Source organism: Hamadaea sp. NPDC051192, from assembly GCF_040682475.1.
GTDB classification, from domain to species: Bacteria; Actinomycetota; Actinomycetes; order Mycobacteriales; family Micromonosporaceae; genus Hamadaea; species Hamadaea flava.
In genome coordinates, this window is sequence record NZ_JBFBAZ010000006.1 from 104,614 (window position 1) to 123,166 (window position 18,553).

The window sequence follows — 18,553 nt, forward strand, 5'->3', positions numbered from 1 at the left end:
GTCAGCGGGACTCGGCCGCGACCAGCTCGGCGATCTGCACGGCGTTGAGCGCCGCGCCCTTGCGCAGGTTGTCGCTGGAGCAGAAGAAGGCCAGCCCGTGCTCGACGGTCTCGTCGGCGCGGATCCGGCCGACGAAGGTCGGGTCCTGACCGGCCGCCTGCAACGGGGTCGGCACGTCGGTGAGCACCACGCCGGGGGCGTCGGCCAGCAGCTCCTGGGCCCGCTGGGGCGACAGCGGCCGGGCGAACCGGGCGTGCACCTGCAGGGAGTGCCCGGTGAACACCGGCACGCGTACGCAGGTGCCGGAGACCTTCAGGTCCGGGATCTCCAGGATCTTGCGGCTCTCGTTGCGCAGCTTCTGTTCCTCGTCGGTCTCGTTCAGCCCGTCGTCGACAAGCGCGCCGGCGTAGGGCAGCACGTTGAACGCGATCGGCCGCACATACTCCTGCGGCGCCGGGAACTGCACGGCCGCGCCGTCGTGGGCCAGTTCCGCCGCGCGTTCGGCCACTGCGCGTACCTGTTGGTCGAGCTCGGCGACCCCCTCCAAGCCGGAGCCGGAGACGGCCTGGTAGGTCGCGGTGACCAGGCTGATCAGCCCGGCCTCGACGTGAAGCGGCTTGAGCACGGGCATGGCTGCCATGGTGGTGCAGTTGGGGTTGGCGATGATGCCCTTGGGCCGGTCGAGGGCCGCGTGCGGGTTGACCTCGGAGACCACCAGCGGGACCTGCGGGTCCATGCGCCAGCCGGACGAGTTGTCGATGACCACGGCGCCGGCCGCGGCGACCTTGGGCGCCAGCGCGAGCGAGGTGGTCTTGCCGGCCGAGAACAGGACGATGTCCAGACCGGTGTAGTCGGCGGTCGCGGCGTCCTCGACGACGACCTCGCCGTCGGCCCAGGGCAGCATCTTGCCGGCCGACCGGGCGGAGGCGAAGAGCCGGAGCTGGTCGACGGGGAACTTGCGCTCCGCGAGGATGCGGCGCATGACGCCGCCCACCTGGCCGGTCGCGCCCACGATGCCGATCTTCATGACAGACAGCCTACCGAGGTCGTCCCGAAGATCGGCAGTAGCGTTCTCATCAGGTGGGCGTCGCTCGCGTCACGTCATTGCGCCAGCGTCAGCATGTACGCCACCTGCGCGCGCCGGGAGTCGGTGACCCGCTGGGCGAGTGCTTTCACCTCCGTGTTGACCCCGCCGGCCGTCTCCGCCCGCGCGGCTTCGACGACGCCGTGCTGCTGGCCGATCAGCATCGTGAGGAACTCCTTGTCGAACTTGTCCGCCGAGGTCTTCGTCAGCGTCGCCACCTCGGTCTTGCCGTCGCCGGGCAGCCCGCCGTGGTCGGCGTGCAGGACCTTGTCGGTGGCCGGTTCGGTGGGCTGGTTCCACGCCTGCAGCCAGGCCATGACCTTCTTCTGCTCGTCCGCCTCGGTGACCGAGATCGCCGCGGCGAGCTGCTTGACCTCCGACCGGCTCGCCCGCTGGGCGGCCAGCGCGGTCAGCTTCTCGGCGGGCGTGTGGTAGGCGACCATCATCTGCAGGAACATCACGTCGGCGTCGTTGAACGAGGTGTTCGCGGCGGGGGCCGACGGGGCGCTGCCACAGCCGGACAGCGCCAGGACGAGGGCGGTCGCAGCCCCGGCAAGCATGCCGAGACTGCGACCGAGGGTGCGTGCGTTCACTACACCTTGCTCCAGAGGGCGGGGGTGCTCGGGGGTTCCCAGCCGACGAGGGCGGTGTGGGCCTGGATGCAGCGGTAGCTGACGCCGTTGTAGGTCACGACGTCACCGATCTTGTACGCCGTCCCGGCCGCCCACGAGGTGCTGCCCGACGTGGCGGTCGGGCTCGGCGAGGCGGTGGTGGGCGACGGCGACGGCGACGACGTACGCGTCACGCTCGGCGACGGGGACGGGCTGGACGTGCCGCCACCGCCGACCTGAAGGTCCACACAGGAGTAGAACGCGTTGATCGTGTCGGCGATGTTCCACCGGGCGAGCACGGTGACCCGTCCGGTACGCCCGCCGAGGCTGAACGAGTGGGTCAGCCCCTGCGGAGGCGCGGAGTTGTTGCCGCTGAACACCGCGATCCGGGTGTTGCCCACGAAGTACTCGAAGTCGGTGGTGCGGTGGAACGCGGTGAACGTCCAGGTGAACGTCACCGTGCCGCCGACCGACGTGGTGGGCCAGTTGACGCTGTTGTCGTTCAGGACGGCGAACCGGGTGCCGCCGCCGTTGCACTGGAGCGAGCCCTTGGGAGCCTCGACGCTCTGCGGCTCGTAGATGATGTCGCCACAGGTGGACGCCGAAACCCGGCCCTGCGCGCACATCGCCTGGCGGCTCAGCGGCGATGAGACGTAACCGTGGGCGTTGGCCGGGCTCACCGCCACGACCAGGGAGCCGATGAGAGCCCCCACCGCCAGGAGCGGGAGGACGATGAGTCTTCGCACGTTGCTCTCCTCGCTGTCCAGGAGGCCCGCCGGGCCTCCGCTTGCGTGGCACTTTAAAGTATGTTGACAGATTGGTAAATAGAGTTAATCAAATCTGGCACGCCTCGATGGATCGACGCCGTCTGCGCTGGGTAAGGTCGGTCGGGTGATCAACGCAGTGGCTGTCGCGACCGTCCCGACCCCGCTCGGCGACGCGCCTTTCGTGCGGGATCGGTGGCTGGTCGAGCGCGGTGACACCGAGGTCGGCGTACGCGATCTCCGGTCCGGCTTGGAGACCCGGTTCCCCGCGCCGTGGCCCCGGGACTTCGGCACCCTGACCCTGTCGCCCGACGGCGACGTCGTGCTCTTCTCGGGCGTGCACGCGCTGCGAGCGGTGGACGCGACCGGCGCGGTGCGCTGGGAACTGCGGCACGGCTGCTGGTCGGCCGCCGAGTGCGCGCAGAACCACACCTCATACTCCGAGTACGCCGACGACCACGATCACCGCCATGCCGACAAAGGCTCGGCCGCGTACGCCGCCGACGGGTCGACGCTGTGGGCGCACATCCGCAATCATCCCGACGACGAGGCGCAGGAGGAGTGGCTCGTCCTCGACCCCGCCGACGGCGCCGTCCTCGCCCGGTACGCCACCGACACCGTCGGCTCCTCGTTCCACACTCCTCCGCCGGACCCGGCGTACATGGGCTTGACCGTCGGCGAGGGCGACGAGGAATCGCCCGCGTTCTGGGGCCACTGGGACGGCCGGCACCTCAGCGTCGTCCGGCTCGACGAGGAAGTCCTGCTCGCGGTCAGCCCGGACGGCGACCGGCTGCTCGCCACCGATCCCGGGCAGTGGTCGCTCTACCTGCGCCGCACCGCGGACGCGACCGAACTCGGCCGGCTGGCCGCCGACGACGCCGTACGCAGCGTCGACGGCGACCGCGTCCGCTGGGACTACGACGGCGCCTTCCCCTTCGACGACACCGCGATCGTCGGCACCGAGGCGGAATCGCCCGAGCCCCGGCACTGGCTCATCGACCCCGCCACGATGTCCGTACGCGACCAGGTCGCGTACCCCGTCCCGATCGCCGGCCCACCCCGCCCGGCGGGGGCGGGCCAATGGCTCACCTCGACCCCCGACGGCACCGAGATCCAGCTCTGGACCCTGACGTGATCACTGCGCCGGCCATGCCGCCTCCCACGGCGAAGTGTCCGCCGAAACAGCAGTGCCCGCTGAAACAGCAGTGTCCGCCGAAACAGCATGGCCGGCGCGATGATCACGCGCGCACTGCGAGGCGGTAGCCGATTCCGCGCACCGTCTCGACCTCCAGGCCGTCCGCCGTCGCACGAAGCTTGCCCCGCAGCCGTTTCATCGCCGAGTGCAGAATGGCGCTGTCTCCTAAATAGACGCTGTCCCACACCGCGGTGAACAGCGCCTGATAGGTCCACACCTCCTGCGAGCGCTCCGCGAGGCAGCCCAGCATCCGCAGTTCGAGCCGCGTCAGCGGCAGCGTCCGGCCGCGCCATGTCGCTTTGAAGCCGACCTGGTCGACTAGGAGCCCGTCCGGCGGCCCGCCGGACAGCATCACGTCGTTCACCGGGAACAGAATCTCCCGCAACTCGTCCAAGTCCGCGCACAGCAGCACGACGCCGCCCGGATCGAGCTGCCTCATCAGGCGCTCCCGGACCGCGACGTCCGCGGAAACGCAGACGATCAATGCCCTATCCCCGACGACCATGTGATTCCTCCCCAGGCGGCAGTCGAGAAGCTTTCAGGCAAGTCCAATGTGGCGATGATGTCAACCCCAACCCGACGGTAAGTCCGCCATCCGCCGGAAAGCCGCCAGAGAGTTGACCGACAGCAGGCATTGATGGCCGCCATCGTCCACAAAGATCATTGGACCCATGCGCGCGCCCGCCGGGCTCGAGCCCGACTGGCGGCCGGAGAACCCGGCCTGCGCTTGATCGGGGAGGATTCATGTCATCACCCAGAAGGTTCCGGCCTAAGGCGCTGCTCGCGGCGCTGGCTGGAACCGTTTTAACGGTCGGGCTGATACCGGTCCTGGCCACTCCCGCGGCCGCCGCACCCAGTGCGTCGATCAGCGGCGAGATCACCTCGGAGTCCACCGACTTCCTCGTCTACCTGCGTGACAAGGCCGACCTGAGCCCGGCCAAGTCGCTGCCCCGCACCCAGCGGGCCGAGCAGGTCTACACCGAGTTGAAGGCGACCGCCGACGACTCGCAGAAGGACGTCCGGGCACTGCTCGACGAGCGGAAGATCTCCTACAAGGCGTTCTGGATCGCCAACGCGATCTACGTCCACGGAGACAAGGCGCTCGCCGAGGAACTCGCGAAGGTCGACGGCGTCGCGTCGATCGAACCCAACCGCGCCCACACGCTGGAGAAGCCGACCGCCGGACAGGTCGAAGCCACCGTGGACGCCGTCGAATGGAACATCGCCAACATCCGGGCCAACGAGGTCTGGAGCGCGTACGCCGACCGTGGCGCGGGCATCGTCGTGGCCAACATCGACAGCGGCGTGGACTACACCCACCCGGCACTGGTCGACAAGTACCGCGGCAACCTCGGCGGCGGCACGTTCGACCACAACTACAACTGGTTCGACCCGGCGGGCATCTGCTCCAACCCCGCGCCGTGCGACAACAACGACCACGGCACGCACACCATGGGCACCATGGTGGGCGGCGAGGGCGCCAACATCATCGGTGTCGCCCCCGACGCCAAGTGGATCGCCGCCAAGGGCTGCGAGGTCAACACCTGCTCCGACTCGTCGCTGCTGGCGGCCGGTCAGTGGGTGCTCGCCCCGACCGACCTCAACGGCGCCAACCCCCGGCCCGACCTCCACCCGGACGTCGTCAACAACTCGTGGGGCGGCGACCCGGGCGACACCTGGTACGGGCCGACCGTCGACGCGTGGATCGCGGCGGGCATCTTCCCGGCGTTCTCCAACGGCAACGACGGCCCCTCCTGCGGCAGCGCCGGCTCCCCCGGCGACAACCCGCAGGTCTACTCGGCCGGCGCGTACGACAGCAGCGGCACCATCGCCTCGTTCTCCGGCCGCGGCGCGTCCGCGGTCGACGGCGGGGTCAAGCCCAACATCGCCGCTCCCGGCGTGAACGTCCGCTCCTCGGTACCCGGCGGCTACGGCTCCGGCAGCGGCACGTCCATGGCCTCACCGCACGTCTCGGGCACGGTGGCCCTCATGTGGTCCGCCTCCCCCGCCCTGCGCGGCGACGTCGCGGCCACCCGGACACTGCTCGACCAGTCCGGCCGGGACGTCAACGACACCAGTTGCGGCGGCACCACCGCCGACAACAACGTCTACGGCGAAGGCCGGCTCGACGCGTACCAGGCGGTCACCCTCGCTCCGCGCGGACCGTCCGGCGTCGTGAAGGGCGTCGTCCGCGACGATGCCGGTACGCCCCTCGCAGCGGCCACGGTCTCGTCGGGCGGCCGGTCCGCCACCACGGTGGCCGACGGCTCCTACTCGCTGACCCTGGCGGCCGGCGACCAGTCGGTGACGGCGGCCAAGTACGGCTACCACGACAGCACGGTCACCGTGACCGTGCCCGAGAACGGCACGGCGACGCAGGACTTCGCCCTCGTCTCCGCGCCGATGGTGACCGTCAGCGGCAAGGTGACCGACGGTTCGGGCCACGGCTGGCCGCTGTACGCCCGGATCGACATCCCCGGCCGCGACCCGGTCTTCACCAACCCGGCGACGGGCGTGTACTCGGTGACCGTGCCGGGCAACACCACCCACTCGCTGACCACCACGTCGAAGATCCCGGGCTACCAGGCGACCACCACCGCGGTGACGCTGGGTGCCGCCGGGAAGACCGTCAACCTCGCGCTGCCGGTCGCCCGTGACTGCACCGCACCCGGATACAAGGTCAACTTCAGCGACCCGATCCTGGGCGAGTCCTTCGACAACTTCACCACCCCGGACGGCTGGACCGTGGTGAACCACCAGGGCACCAACCCGGTCTGGGCGTTCGACGACCCGGGCAAGCGCGGCAACCTGACCGGTGGCACCGGCGGTTTCGCGATCATGGACAGCGACAAGGCGGGCTCGGGCAAGACCGAGGACACCTCGCTGGTGACCCCGCTGCTGGACCTGTCCGGCACCAACCTGCCCTACCTGCGGTTCAACAACGACTACCGGGCGTTCAGCAACTCGTTCGGCGACGTCGAGATCAGCGCCGACGGCGGGGCCACCTGGACCACCGTCCTGCACCAGTCCACCACCGCGGCCCGCGGACCGCGCGTGGAGCAGCTGGCCCTGGCCGGCCTGGCCGGATCGGCCACCGCGCAGATCCGGTTCCACTACAGCGGCACCTTCGCCTGGTGGTGGGCGATCGACAACGTGCAGCTGGTCGACCGGGGCTGCGCCGCGGTCGATGGTGGCCTGGTCACGGGCTTCGTCAGCGACGCCAACACCACGGCCGGCCTGGCCGGGGCGAAGGTCGTCTCCAACGACGTCCCCAGTGAGACCGCGACCTCGGTGGCCACGGCGGACGACCCGGCCGTCGGCGACGGCTACTACTGGCTGTTCTCCAGCGTCACCGGAGCGCACACCTTCACCGCCTCGAAGAGCCCGTACAACACGCTCAACAAGTCGGTGACCGTGGTGGCCAACGCCAACAAGAAGGCCGACTTCGCCCTGAAGTCGCCGAGGCTGGCCGTCACGCCGACCACGGTCCAGGCGTTCCAGCCATACGGCACGGTCCGCAAGACCAGCGTGACGGTGACCAACACCGGATCGGCGACGGCCACGGTCGACCTCGTCGAACGGTCGGGCACCTTCCAGATCCTCAGCAAGCAGGGCGCTGCCTTGCAGACGATCAAGCTGACCGAGAAGGCGAGCACCTCGCTCCGCGGCGTCAAGTCGACCGCCACGCCGGCCCGCGCGAGCGCGCCGAACGCGGCCTGGTCGAACATCGCCGACTACCCGGACGAGGTCTTCGACAACTCGGCGGCCACGCTGAACGGCAAGGTCTACTCGATCGGCGGCGGCGTCGACTCGGGCCTGGAGGACAAGGCCTTCGTCTACGACCCGGACGCCAACGCGTGGACGGCCCTGCCGAACATGCCGACCGGCCGGACCAAGCCGCAGGTCGCCGCGACCGGCGGAAAGATCTACGTCCTCGGCGGCTGGACGGCTGACGGCGACCCGGTGAGCACCGTGGACGTCTTCGACCCGGCGACGGGGACCTGGTCCACCGTCTCCGGCGCCGTCAACCCGGCGGCGCGGGCCACGGCCGGCGTCGGCGTCGCCAACGGCAAGATCTACGTCGTCGGCGGCTGTGGCGACAGCTCCTGCGCCGCGACCGACGACGTGGTGGTCTTCGACCCCGCGGCCGGCACCTTCAGCGCCGGTCCGGCGTACCCGCAGGACGCGTCGTGGCTCTCCTGCGGCGGCATCAGCGGGAAGATCTACTGCGCCGGTGGTTCCGGTGACTCGGACTGGTCCAACGGCTTCGCCCTCGACCCGGCTACCGGATGGTCGCCGATCGCGGACGCTCCGCTGGACCTGTGGGGCTCGGCCGGGTCCGCCGCCGGCGGCCTGTTCGTGCTCGCCGGTGGTGTGACGGCCGGTTCGACCGCCATCACCAACCGGACGGTCACCTACGACCCGGCCACCAACACCTGGTCGGACGGCCCGAACACCCAGTTCACCGTCTACCGTGGCGCCGGAGCCTGCGGCTTCTACAAGATCGGCGGCTCGCCGTCGTCCTTCGTGGGCTCCAAGACCTCGGAGACCCTGCCGGGTCTCGGCGACTGTGACGAGGCCTCGGACGTTCCGTGGCTGAGCGAGACGCCGAGCACCTTCACGCTGGCCGCGGGCAAGTCCCGCGTCATCACCGTCACCCTGACGGCGACCGCTGCGGCGGGCGTGGACCAGCCGGGCAAGTACACCGCGCAGTTCGGGCTGCGGGCGGAGACGCCCTACCCGATCTCGCCGGTGGACGTCGAGATGAACGTCTCGCCGCTGGCGTCCTGGGGCAAGGTCACGGGCACCGTCGCCGGCCTGTCGTGCTCCGGCGCGCACGTCGGCGTGAAGGCGGTCATCCGGCTCAACCTCAATAGCGACCCGACCGTCGGCTACACGTTGCACGCCGACGCCTCGGGCGCGTACGCCTGGTGGCTGCCGAAGGGCACCTACCAGGTGATCGTCGCCAAGGACGGCTGGATCCCGCAGGCGATCACGGTGAAGGTCGAGGCCGGCATCGTGCGTACGCAGGACTTCCTGCTGCAGTCCGACCCGCCGTGCCCCAGCGGCGTCTGATCCCGTCCGAGTTCTACCCAACTGAATAAGTGCGGCGCCCGCGGCCTTCGGGTCGCGGGCGCCGCCGCATTCGGGCCGTCGGCTTGGCTGGTGCCGGGGCGGTCTCCACCGCTAAGGCTTCCTAGGAGGATAGGCTCTCCTCGGCTGTCTATTGTGGACGTTGTGCTCGGTGGATCGTGGCACATTCTCGTGACCTTGACCCCCTGGAAGGTGTCGTACCTTCGTTCTAACGTTGACCCCGTGAATGGGGTGTTGGCACAGGTCGAGGCGAATGCCGCCGAGCTGATCGCCGGTCCCCTGTGGACACTTTCGGACGCCGAGATCACCGACGAAGTCCGCCGTGTTCATGCGGCGATCCAGCGGTTGTCCGGTCGGCTGCTGACGTTGATCGGCGCGGCCGACAGTCGTGAGATCCCGTACAACGCGGGTGCTACCGGGACGGCGAACTGGCTGACCTATCTCCTCGCCGTGCGGCACCGGGAAGCGGTGGAGTGGACCAAGCTGGCCAAGCTGCTGCCTGAGACGCCCGTCGTTGAGGAAGCATTGGCAGCCGGGCAGGTGACCGTCGATCAGGCGCGGGTGATCGCCAAGACGGTGCACGATCTGCCGTCGGCGGTAGGTGCGGTCGGTAAGGCGAAAGCCGCCGACGTGTTGACGAAGCTTGCTGCGGACGACCGGCTGCGGCCGGAGACGCTGGAGAATCATCGGTCGCAGATCCTGGAGCTGGTCGCGCCGGAGATCGCCGAGGAGCGTCTGCGCCGCGATCTGGAACGCGCCGAACGGTCGGCCTACGACCGCCGTGACTTCACCCTCATTCCCTATGGGGAGGGCGAATACCGGATCCGCGGCATCCTGGATTCGGAGATGGCGGCGATCGTGCGGGCCGCGTTGGATCCGTTGTCCGGACCACGCAAGCCCGCACCGACCGCTGCCGCTGCGGCCGGGCTCGCTGGTGCTGCGGACGCAGCAGGCAGCTTCGAGGCGCCGGGGACCGCGGCTGTAGGCAGCGCAGGCACGGACGTAAGAGGCGGCTTCACCATGGCAGGCTGTGCGGGCGTGGAGGCAGCAGGCGGCTTCACCATGGCAGGCTGTGCCGACGCTTACGGCACGGGCACGGGCACGGGCACGTGCGCATGTGTGGATGCGAGCTGCGCGGGCGCGGGATGTAGGGCTGGTGCGACAGATCGCGGTCGAGTTACGGCTCGGGTGCTGCCGGGGGAGCCGGATCTGCGTTCGGCCGGAGCCCGCCGTGCCGATGCGCTGGTCGAGGTGTGCCAGCGGATCATGAACGCCGGTGAGCTGCCCGACAACGGCGGCGAGAAGCCGCACCTGACGATCACCCTGCCCTGGGCCGCCCTCCAAGCCAAGGTCGGCGCCGGACTGCTCGACACCGGCGACCTGCTCACCCCAGAAACCGTGCGACGCCTGGCCTGCGACGCGAAGATCATCCCCGCGGTGTTGGGCGGTGACGGGCAAGTACTCGACGTCGGCCGCGCCCGACGCCTCATCGACGGACCACTCCGCCGCGCACTCGTGTTGCGGGACAAGGGATGCGCCTTCCCCGGCTGCGACCGGCCACCCCAGTGGTGCCACGGCCACCACATCCGATCATGGGCAGACGGCGGCGACACCTGCCTCGCCAACAGCGTCCTACTCTGCGGATTTCATCATCGCGAAATCCACCACGGGCACTGGGAAGCCCGCATGAGACCCGACGGCTTTCCCGAGTTCCTCCCACCCGGCTTCGTCGACCCGCTTCGAAGACCGGTCCGGAACACCCTCCACCGGAGATGCTGAACCCGCGTCTTCCCAGGGATTCCCGGGGATTCCCGCAAAACGCCGCATTACGGACTAATCGGATGGAAAGATCGAGGCGACTCATCGACCACCGATCAGGAGGAAACCGCATGCGACGCTTGCGGAGGACCGCCGCCATCGCCGCGACCGCCGTCCTGTCCGCCGCTGGGCTGCTGGCGTACGCGAATCCCGCCGCGGCGGGGTACGGCGCCGGGTACGGCTGCGCGGGCCGGCTTGTTCACTCGTTCAGCCATTACGATAGCCGGGACGGGGAGCTGGCCGCACGCTCCTACGTGTACTGGGACGGCACCGACACCTGCGCCCGGCTGGTCAAGGTCAAGTATCGCGGCCTGCCGACGACGCTGCACCTGGACATCTGCACCGCTGCCGGCGAGTGCGGCAACGACTGGGACCAGTATCGCTATCAGGCCGTCGCCGCGGTCGACGGCGATCGCTGCCTCAGCTTGGAGGTCGCCGGGTTCACCGCCGACGAACAGGAGATCTATCACGATCGCCTCCCCAGCAGCGGGTACGCCCACTGCGACTGACGCGTCGTCAGGCGACGCCCGCGGCCAGCAGCGTGTCGGCTGCGGGCGTACGCATGTTCAGGACGGCGTGACCGGCACGGTGGGCGGTGATGAGCCCGGCCGCGCGCAGCGCGCTGAGATGCTGGGAGACACCGCCGGCCGACATGCCCGTCCGCCGGGCCAAGTCGGTTGTGGACAGTGGCGCGGCCAGTTCCACGAGCAGTTGCGCGCGACTGCGGCCGATGACGGCGGCGAGCGCGGCCGGGGCCGGGGCGGCGCTCTCCCACAGCGTCGCGATCCCCCGCGCCGGGTACGCCAACTGCGGATTCTCGGACGGCGTGACGGTACGCACGGCGGGCCAGACGAAGACGGCCGGCACGATGAGCAGGCCGTTGCCGGTCAGCGGTAGTTCGCCGCCGCACAGCTTGTGGGCGACCGACAGCGTGTCGTCCTGCCAGCCGACGGCCTCGTGCAGTCCGTTGAGCAGCCCGGCTGCGCCCTCCTCGACCAGCAGCCTGGCCCGGTAGAAGACCTCCGCCTCCAGGAGTGCCTTCATCCGGGGCCAGTGCTCCGCCAGCGCGATGTCCCAGTACGCCGTCAGCTCGGCGGCCAGCCGGGGCAGCCCGGACGCCGGGTCGTCGTACAGGGCCTGGGCCGCTGCGTTGCGGGGCCAGTCGACCAGGTCCAGCTCTGTGCGTACGACTTCATGGGGAGTGGCGAGCAGGATCTGCAGCTCGTCGGCGAGGCTGGGGGCGAGCGAGTCCGAGGGCGGGGTCAGGAAGTCGGGCATGTAGCGCGTGCCCGGCGGGATGAGCGCGGACAGCAGGCTGCCGCGGCCGAGACCCGCCGCCTCGACGCGGGCCTGGACCCGGTCGACCCAGGGCCGCTGGATGACGTGGCGCTCCGGAGCCTGGAGCACGTGGTAGCTGGAGGCGGCCTCCCAGAGGCAGGACAGCGCGAACCGGATCCGGGCGACGTCCCCGGCCGTGAACTCGAGCGTCAGCACGATGCCTCCTCAACATTCAGCTCCGACTAAAACAGTACTCCGGGTTCGGCGGAGACCTGAGGCTACGATCATGGCCACCAGCACAATCGCCGCACCCCGCACCGGGCTGTTCAGCGACCTGCCCCGCACCTTCTGGATCGTCGCCGCCGGTACGCTCGCCAACCGAATCGGCACCATGGTGGTGCCGTTCCTCGTCTTCTTCCTCGGCGCCCAGGGCGTCTCGACCTCCGCCACCGGCACGATCGTGGTGGCGCTCGGCTTCGGCGGCGCCGCCGGATCGGTCGCGGGCGGGTGGCTCGCCGACCGGATCGGACCCCGAGCGGCCCTGATCGTCGGCCTGGTCGCCGCCCCGGCGGCGCTCGGTGCGCTCTACGTCGCGCCGACGATCGCCCTCATGACGGTGGCCGCCGTTCTGGTCGGGCTCACCGGCAAGCTGTATCCGCCGGCCGCGAACGCCCTCGTCGCCGCTTCGGTGACCGGCGAACGGCGTACGCGGGCCTTCAGTCTCATGCACTGGGCGTTCAACATCGGCGCCGCCTGCGCGGCCGCGATGGCCGGGTTCCTGGCCGCCCACGGGTACGCCCTGCTCTTCGCGATCGACGGGATCACCTGCCTCATCTTCGCGGTGATCGCGGCCATGTTCCTGCCCCGGGTCGCCACCGCTCGGCGGGCGAACGAACGCGGCGGCTACGGCGTACTGTTCGCCGACCGGCTCATGCTGGCCTTCATCGGACTCGACCTGGCCCAGGAGATCGTCTACAGCCTCACCGAGTACGCCATCCCGCTGTCGATCCGCCTCGACGACCTCAGCCCGGCGGTCTTCGGCGCGGTGGCCGTCGTCAACGCCGTCCTGGTGGTCCTGCTTCAGCCGGTGCTGTATCCGCGGCTCGCCCGATTCGGCCGGCTGCAGGTGCTCGCCTGCGCCTGGGTCGTCGTGGGCGTCGGCATCGGGACGACCGGCCTCGTCCACACCCCCATCGGCTACGCCCTCAGCGCGGCGATCTGGTCCGTCGGCGAGGTCGCCGCCGGCATCGTCGCCGGTGGCATCGCCGCAGACCTGGCCCCGGCCCACGCCCAAGGTCGCTACCAGGGCGCGATGATCTGGGCCGGGTCGCTCGCCCGGCTCGCCGGGCCCGCCCTCACCACGTTCCTCTTCGCGTACGCGGGGCCGGGGGCGGTGTGGTGGACGGCAGCGCTCACCGGGGTCATCGGGGCTCTGCTGCTCGCCCGCCTCATGCCCGCCCTACAGACACGCCTCGCCACTACCCCGGCGTGACTCGCTTCGGGGCTGCTTTTGGGGCTGGATCAGGGTTCCGTGTCGAATCTTGGGCCGAGATTCGACCGAAAACCCTGATCCAGCGCCTAACGCCCGGCGCAACGGGTAGCAGAAGCTCCTCAGTCCTTGAGGTCGGCGCAGCTCGCCTCGTCGGGCAGCAGCGGCCGGAACGTCACCGACCAGCGCTTGCCACCCGAGGTCCATGGCGTCGCCGCGTTCGCCTTCTTCGCCGCGTCCAGCGTCGCCGTCAACTGATCGCCGGTGACCGTCACGCAGCCCAGCTCGAAGCCGGTCCGGACGGGCGCACCCGGCAGGGCCGGACCCGGCCAGGCGATCTCGGGCTGCTGACCGACGCCGCTGGAGTCGGCGTTCCACGTCCGGGAGACCGCGGCGAGCCCCTTCGCCTCGTACGGCTTCGAGGCCGAGACCGCGTCCTGGCCGAGCGTCTTCGGCAGGTCGGTCAGCTGAGCCAGGTACGCCTTGAGCTTCGCCCGCGCCTGCACCTGAGCGTCGGTCAAGCCACTGCCGTTGGCCTCGCCGAGGGCGTACACCTGGCTGGTCTTCAGTCCCGACGTGGTGAGCACCGCGAACTTCGTGTCCGGCGCGTCCGCGACGCCCGGCTGCCCGTAGTCGGTGCTCACCCCGACCCCGGCGTCCACGCCGAGCTTGACGAGCTTGTCCACATCGGCCACCGAGATCTGCTGCACCTGGACGTTCGGCAACGCCGGACCGGGATAGATCGCGATCACCGGCCCCTCCGTCACCACCCGGCCGTCGCCGTACACGCTGATCAACGGCAGCCGTGTGACGAGCATGTCGGGCGAGACGAACCCGCCTACATAAGAGACTTGGACGACGGCCGCGTCAGCGGCGTAGGACCCCGTGGAGCCGGTGTCGCCGGGCGTACCGGAGTCGGCCTTCGCGCAGGCGGCGCCCGTCAGGAGCACCGCCGCGAGCAGCGGAAGGAGCAAGCGAGTTCCGTTCATGAGCCTGGGACGGTCAAGACCCGGCGGCGGTTCCCGCCTGACAGCGCGGACACCAATAAGAGTTGCGCGCGGCGAGCGTGCCGCGCCGGATCTCCGTGCCGCACAGCAGACAGGGCTGACCAGCCCGACGATAAACGTAGACCTCGCCACCGTGCCGGTCGACACGCGGCGCCCGGCCCATCGCCTCGGGCGTATGACTGGCATGAACTGTGTCGATCCGGCCCCGGCGGACGCCCTCGCGCATCAGCTCCTGAAGATCCTTCCAGAGCAGCGCCCACTCGTCCGGCGAGATTCGCGTACCGGGACGGGTCGGCTCGATGCCCGCGCGGAACAACACCTCACACGCGTACACCAGACCACAGCCGGCCACGATCTTCTGGTCCATCAGCAACGTCGCCACCGCCAGCGAGCTGCGGTGGATCCGCTTGTACGCCGTGTCGGGGTCGCCGTCGTCGCGAAGCGGATCGTCGCCCAGCCGTCCCTTGAGCGCCTCGACCTCGGGCGGATCCAGGAGCTCGCACGCGGCCGGTCCCCGCAGATCCAGCCAGTACGCCGCCGACTCCAGCCGGAGGCGTACCTGCCCGATCGGTTCCGGCGCAGCGCCCTCGCCGTCGCTGAAGACGCCGTACAGGCCGAGATGCACGTGCAAGGTGTGCCCGTCATAGTGATGCAGCAGATGCTTGCCGTACGCCTCCGTCCGGCGCAGCACGCTCCCCGAGATCAGCTCGGCGCCCGCTTCGAACCGCCCCTGCGGGCTGCTCACGCGTACCGGCCGCCCACCGAACAGCTCCGCGTGACGGGCGGCGAGCCGGTGAATCGTATGACCTTCAGGCACCCCGCGACGCTACTACAGGGCACCACGAGGGCTCGGCGACGCCTACGCTCACAGCCCATGCGGTCGTACGCCTGGCTTCTGACGGCAGCGCTCACGGTCCTCTTCGGCGGTCTGCTGATCGGCTGGAATCCGCTCGGGCTCGTCATCTTCACCGGATTCACGCGCTACCACTGGGCCTGGTCGCTTGTGCTCGCCGTCGCGCTGTTCGTCCTGTCCATCGCGGCGGTGGTCGCCGACGACTCGGCGGCGCCGACGCAGGCGTGGATCGTCGGCATCGGGAGCGTCGTCCTGCTCGCCGTGTGCAGCCCGTCCATCACCGGATTCATCGGCGAGCTAGACCTTTCCGAGCACCGGACCGTGGTCGCGGTGTCGTCCGACGGGCGGAGTGAAGCGGTCTACTACGAGTGGTCGGACGGCTCGACGTCCGCCGGCACCGTGCGGCTGCGTACGCGGGCCGGTCTGCTCAGCCGTGAATCGCGCATCGACCTCGTCTGCACCCAGCCCGAGGCCGACTACCGGGTCGAGTTCGTCCAGGACGACCGGCTGCGGATCTTCAGCGGGACCGCGTTGTTGCTCGACACCACGTTCGATGGGCTGGAAGTGGACCACACGCAGCCCGGCTGTCCTTGATCATCGCGATCATCGCGCGGGCATTCGCAGGAATGGTTCGGTCAGGTGCGGGGTGGCGAGGATTCCGTCGCCGCCGAGCCGGCCCAAGGCGGCCAGCCGGGACGTACGCGCCAGCGCCGGGTCCACCTCATGTGCGTACTCGATGGTCGGATGGAGAAGTTGGAGCGCGTGGACCAGCAGGTCCCCGGTGACCAGGAGCCGGTCGTGGACCAGGACGGACTGGTGGCCGGGCGTGTGGCCGGGCGTCGCGACGATCTCGATGCCGGGCGCGAGCCGGGCGTCGCCGTCGAGCAGATCGAGCTGGCCGGCCTCGGTGAGCGGGCCGGTGAACGCGAAGGTCGGCAGGTCGGCTGATTGCAGCAGGTAGCGCGCGTTGCGGAAGTAGGGCGTGCCGCCGGTGACCGCCCACCCGATGTGGTCGGTGTGCACGTGGGTCAGCACGACGGTCTCGACGTCGTCCCGCTCGATACCCGCGTCCGCCAGTTCCTCGGGGAGCCGTCCGGGGACCGGTGCCCAGGACGCCGACGGCGCGTCGGCCGGGCCGATTCCGGCGTCGACGAGGACCACCCGGCCGTTCGGGCGGCGCAAGGCGAAGCACCGGAAGCGCAGCAGCCACTCCCCGCCCTCGGTACGCGCCCCCGGGTCGAAGGCGTCAGCGTCGGCCCACTGCTCGGGCGTCGCCGGGAACACCTCCTCACGCGGCGAGAAGAACGTGCCGGAGCCGTCTTCGAGCATGATGATCTCGATGTCGTCCAGGATCATGGTCGGCCGCATCGGACGATGATGCCATTCCGGCGCGGAACGCCGCACGACCGTGGGACCGTGAGGGCATGACCGTCGAACAGATCGGCCAGCTGCATCGCGCCCGCCAGGCCGCCAAGGAGTCGGCCAAGGCCGCCCGCCGACTCGCGGAGTTCCTGGAGACCGCGCCCGCCGGGCCGGACGACGCTCAGCTCACGGAGTTCATCACGCTGCTCGCGCGGGAGGAGGCGACCCGGGCCGAACGCGACGAGGCCTGTGCGTCGGCCGGCTACCAGGCGCCGAGCGTCGAATAAGCCGTCTGGAGTAAGCCTTCTGAAGAAGGCCTTCTGAAGAGGCCGGATGGCGTAACGGCCCGATGCGCTCGTCGCGCTTCGGGCCGTCAGTCCGGTGTGGGGTCTACCGCGCGCACATCGTCGCGCGGGACCGGCTCAGTGGTGGATCAGCGGGGGTGGTGCGTCCGCGAGCGTCATTGCTCCAGCGGTGGTGCTGCGTCGGTGGTTCTTCGGTGCTGCGGTGGTGCTTCGGTGCTGCGGTGGTCGCCGGCTCGGTGCCCGCTGGGTCAGCGGGAGACCGGGTACCAGCGCGCGCCGTCCCGGCTGTCGGCCGTCCAGCCGGCGAGCCCGGCGATGGTGACGACGACCGTCGTGATCAGGACGAACAACATGGCGAAAACCGTCCATTCGGTGAGGTGGGAACCCTTGTAGCAACAATTCTCGCCCGTAAATGCTTCCGCAGAAAGTGGCCGGATTGACCGTCGACCTCGAAATCCTGCCAGTATCGCGGTAGCCTGGGTCACATGCCCCTCCAGAAGGTCGCCGTGCTGGCCCTCGACCAGATCGCCCCCTTCGAACTCGGCACCCTGTGCGAGGTCTTCGGCACCGATCGGACCGACGACGGCTTCCCGCCGTACGAGTTCCAGGTGTGCAGCGTGGACGGCGGCCCGGTGCGTACGCGGTCGGGATTCGACCTGACCCCGCACGCGGATCTCGCTCCGCTCGCGTACGCCGATCTCGTCGCCGTCCCGGCCCACCCCATCGACTCCGTCGTCCCCGAAGCCGCCGCCGAAGCCCTGCGCGACGCCCACGAACGGGGCGCCACCGTCCTGTCCGTGTGCTCGGGCGCCTTCCTGCTCGGCGAAGCCGGCCTGCTCGACGGACGCGAATGCACCACCCACTGGAAGTTCGCCGACGAACTGCAACGCCGTTTCCCGTTGGCCGAAGTGGACCCCCGAGTCCTCTACGTCGACGACGGCAACCTCCTGACGAGCGCCGGAACCGCGGCCGGCATCGACCTCTGCCTCCACCTGGTACGCCGAGAGCAAGGCGCGGCGCTGGCCACCAAACTCGCCCGCCGCATGGTCGTCCCGCCGCACCGCGACGGCTGCCAAGCCCAGTTCGTCGACATCCCACTGCCCGAGGAACCGGACGCGCCGACGCTCAGCCCGCTGCTGCTCTGGATCTCCGAGAACCTCGACCGCCCGCACAGCGTGGACTCGCTGGCCGCCAGCGTCTACATGGCACCGCGTACGTTCGCCCGGCGCTTCAAGGCGGAGACCGGGGCGACCCCGCACGACTGGCTCACGACCCAGCGGGTCCTGCTCGCCCGTCAGGTCCTCGAGGAGACCGACCTCGGGATCGACGTCGTCGCCGTACGCTGCGGCTTCGGCGACGCCGCTGCGATGCGGCACCACTTCAGCAAGCGGTTGGGGACGACGCCGCAGGCGTACCGGGCGACTTTCCGCACCGTCGCGGCCTAGCCGCCGCATTCTTCGCGCATTCTTGTCGCCGCGATATCCGGGCTCTTCGGCACGATATCCGGGATATCGCGGTCTCCTTCGCTGCTTTAGCCGCGATATCCCGGATGTGGTTGCCTAAGCGAACCGCACATTCCAGTGCGGTAATGCGGTATTCGAGAATGACCAAACCCCGGCGGCATGCTTACATTCAGAGGCAGCCCTGGGTGCCCGGCAGAACCTAACGACATCCTCGTCGCTCACTGCAATAC

General features: G+C 69.9%; 16 protein-coding genes. 8 read left to right on the top strand and 8 right to left on the bottom strand.

Annotated elements, in window-relative coordinates:
• Nucleotide 1: 1 nt before the first annotated feature.
• The 3 genes from AB0M47_RS04520 to AB0M47_RS04530 form a co-directional block, all read right to left on the bottom strand.
• A complete protein-coding gene (locus tag AB0M47_RS04520; protein ID WP_363408279.1) occupies nucleotides 2-1,027 on the bottom strand; it encodes an aspartate-semialdehyde dehydrogenase in 1,026 nt (341 codons plus the stop codon).
• Nucleotides 1,028-1,101: 74 nt separating this feature from the next.
• Nucleotides 1,102-1,677 (bottom strand): DUF305 domain-containing protein, encoded by a 576-nt coding sequence (locus AB0M47_RS04525; RefSeq protein ID WP_363408282.1) that lies wholly within the window; start codon nucleotides 1,675-1,677, stop codon nucleotides 1,102-1,104.
• Nucleotides 1,677-2,441 (bottom strand): lytic polysaccharide monooxygenase, encoded by a 765-nt coding sequence (locus AB0M47_RS04530; RefSeq protein ID WP_363408285.1) that lies wholly within the window; start codon nucleotides 2,439-2,441, stop codon nucleotides 1,677-1,679. The genes AB0M47_RS04525 and AB0M47_RS04530 overlap by 1 nt, the downstream gene beginning before the upstream one ends.
• Nucleotides 2,442-2,586: 145 nt before the next feature.
• Here AB0M47_RS04530 and AB0M47_RS04535 point away from each other — a divergent pair, with 145 nt between their 5' ends.
• Nucleotides 2,587-3,594 (top strand): hypothetical protein, encoded by a 1,008-nt coding sequence (locus AB0M47_RS04535; RefSeq protein ID WP_363408288.1) that lies wholly within the window; start codon nucleotides 2,587-2,589, stop codon nucleotides 3,592-3,594.
• Nucleotides 3,595-3,697: 103 nt separating this feature from the next.
• Here the strand turns inward: AB0M47_RS04535 and AB0M47_RS04540 are convergent, their stop codons facing one another.
• Nucleotides 3,698-4,093, bottom strand: coding sequence for a winged helix-turn-helix domain-containing protein (locus AB0M47_RS04540; protein ID WP_363408291.1), 396 nt, complete (start codon nucleotides 4,091-4,093; stop codon nucleotides 3,698-3,700).
• 305 nt (nucleotides 4,094-4,398) lie between these two features.
• Here AB0M47_RS04540 and AB0M47_RS04545 point away from each other — a divergent pair, with 305 nt between their 5' ends.
• From AB0M47_RS04545 to AB0M47_RS04555, 3 genes are all read left to right on the top strand, one after another.
• Nucleotides 4,399-8,730: a S8 family serine peptidase gene (locus AB0M47_RS04545; RefSeq protein ID WP_363408294.1), complete on the top strand. Its 4,332-nt coding sequence runs from the start codon at nucleotides 4,399-4,401 to the stop codon at nucleotides 8,728-8,730.
• Between the two features lie 240 nt (nucleotides 8,731-8,970).
• Nucleotides 8,971-10,527: a DUF222 domain-containing protein gene (locus tag AB0M47_RS04550; RefSeq protein WP_363408296.1), complete on the top strand. Its 1,557-nt coding sequence runs from the start codon at nucleotides 8,971-8,973 to the stop codon at nucleotides 10,525-10,527.
• A gap of 110 nt (nucleotides 10,528-10,637) precedes the next feature.
• The gene (locus AB0M47_RS04555; protein WP_363408299.1) at nucleotides 10,638-11,075 is read left to right on the top strand and encodes a hypothetical protein; all 438 of its coding nucleotides are present in this window, start codon (nucleotides 10,638-10,640) and stop codon (nucleotides 11,073-11,075) included.
• Nucleotides 11,076-11,082: 7 nt separating this feature from the next.
• Here AB0M47_RS04555 and AB0M47_RS04560 read toward each other — a convergent pair whose 3' ends face one another.
• On the bottom strand, nucleotides 11,083-12,060 hold the full coding sequence (locus AB0M47_RS04560; RefSeq protein ID WP_363408302.1) for a DUF5937 family protein: 978 nt from the start codon (nucleotides 12,058-12,060) through the stop codon (nucleotides 11,083-11,085).
• A 70-nt stretch (nucleotides 12,061-12,130) separates the two neighbouring features.
• Here AB0M47_RS04560 and AB0M47_RS04565 point away from each other — a divergent pair, with 70 nt between their 5' ends.
• Entirely contained in the window at nucleotides 12,131-13,336 is a 1,206-nt protein-coding gene (locus tag AB0M47_RS04565; protein ID WP_363408305.1) for an MFS transporter, read from the top strand.
• A gap of 119 nt (nucleotides 13,337-13,455) precedes the next feature.
• On the opposite strand, the gene AB0M47_RS04570 is transcribed toward AB0M47_RS04565, so the two are convergent.
• Complete coding sequence (locus tag AB0M47_RS04570) at nucleotides 13,456-14,322, bottom strand: hypothetical protein (RefSeq protein WP_363408307.1); 867 nt, start codon at nucleotides 14,320-14,322, stop codon at nucleotides 13,456-13,458.
• Between the two features lie 13 nt (nucleotides 14,323-14,335).
• Entirely contained in the window at nucleotides 14,336-15,157 is an 822-nt protein-coding gene (locus AB0M47_RS04575) for a DNA-formamidopyrimidine glycosylase family protein (RefSeq protein WP_363408309.1), read from the bottom strand.
• Nucleotides 15,158-15,214: 57 nt separating this feature from the next.
• Here AB0M47_RS04575 and AB0M47_RS04580 point away from each other — a divergent pair, with 57 nt between their 5' ends.
• Nucleotides 15,215-15,787 (top strand): hypothetical protein, encoded by a 573-nt coding sequence (locus AB0M47_RS04580; protein ID WP_363408312.1) that lies wholly within the window; start codon nucleotides 15,215-15,217, stop codon nucleotides 15,785-15,787.
• A 9-nt stretch (nucleotides 15,788-15,796) separates the two neighbouring features.
• Here AB0M47_RS04580 and AB0M47_RS04585 read toward each other — a convergent pair whose 3' ends face one another.
• Entirely contained in the window at nucleotides 15,797-16,561 is a 765-nt protein-coding gene (locus AB0M47_RS04585) for an MBL fold metallo-hydrolase (RefSeq protein ID WP_363408315.1), read from the bottom strand.
• A gap of 56 nt (nucleotides 16,562-16,617) precedes the next feature.
• On the opposite strand from AB0M47_RS04585, the gene AB0M47_RS04590 reads away from it, so the two are divergent.
• Nucleotides 16,618-16,842, top strand: a complete 225-nt coding sequence (locus AB0M47_RS04590) for a hypothetical protein (protein ID WP_363408318.1) — start codon at nucleotides 16,618-16,620, stop codon at nucleotides 16,840-16,842.
• Nucleotides 16,843-17,345: 503 nt separating this feature from the next.
• Nucleotides 17,346-18,305 carry a helix-turn-helix domain-containing protein gene (locus tag AB0M47_RS04595; RefSeq protein ID WP_363408321.1) on the top strand — a complete coding sequence of 320 codons (960 nt, stop codon included), beginning with the start codon at nucleotides 17,346-17,348 and terminating at the stop codon, nucleotides 18,303-18,305.
• Nucleotides 18,306-18,553: the final 248 nt, after the last annotated feature.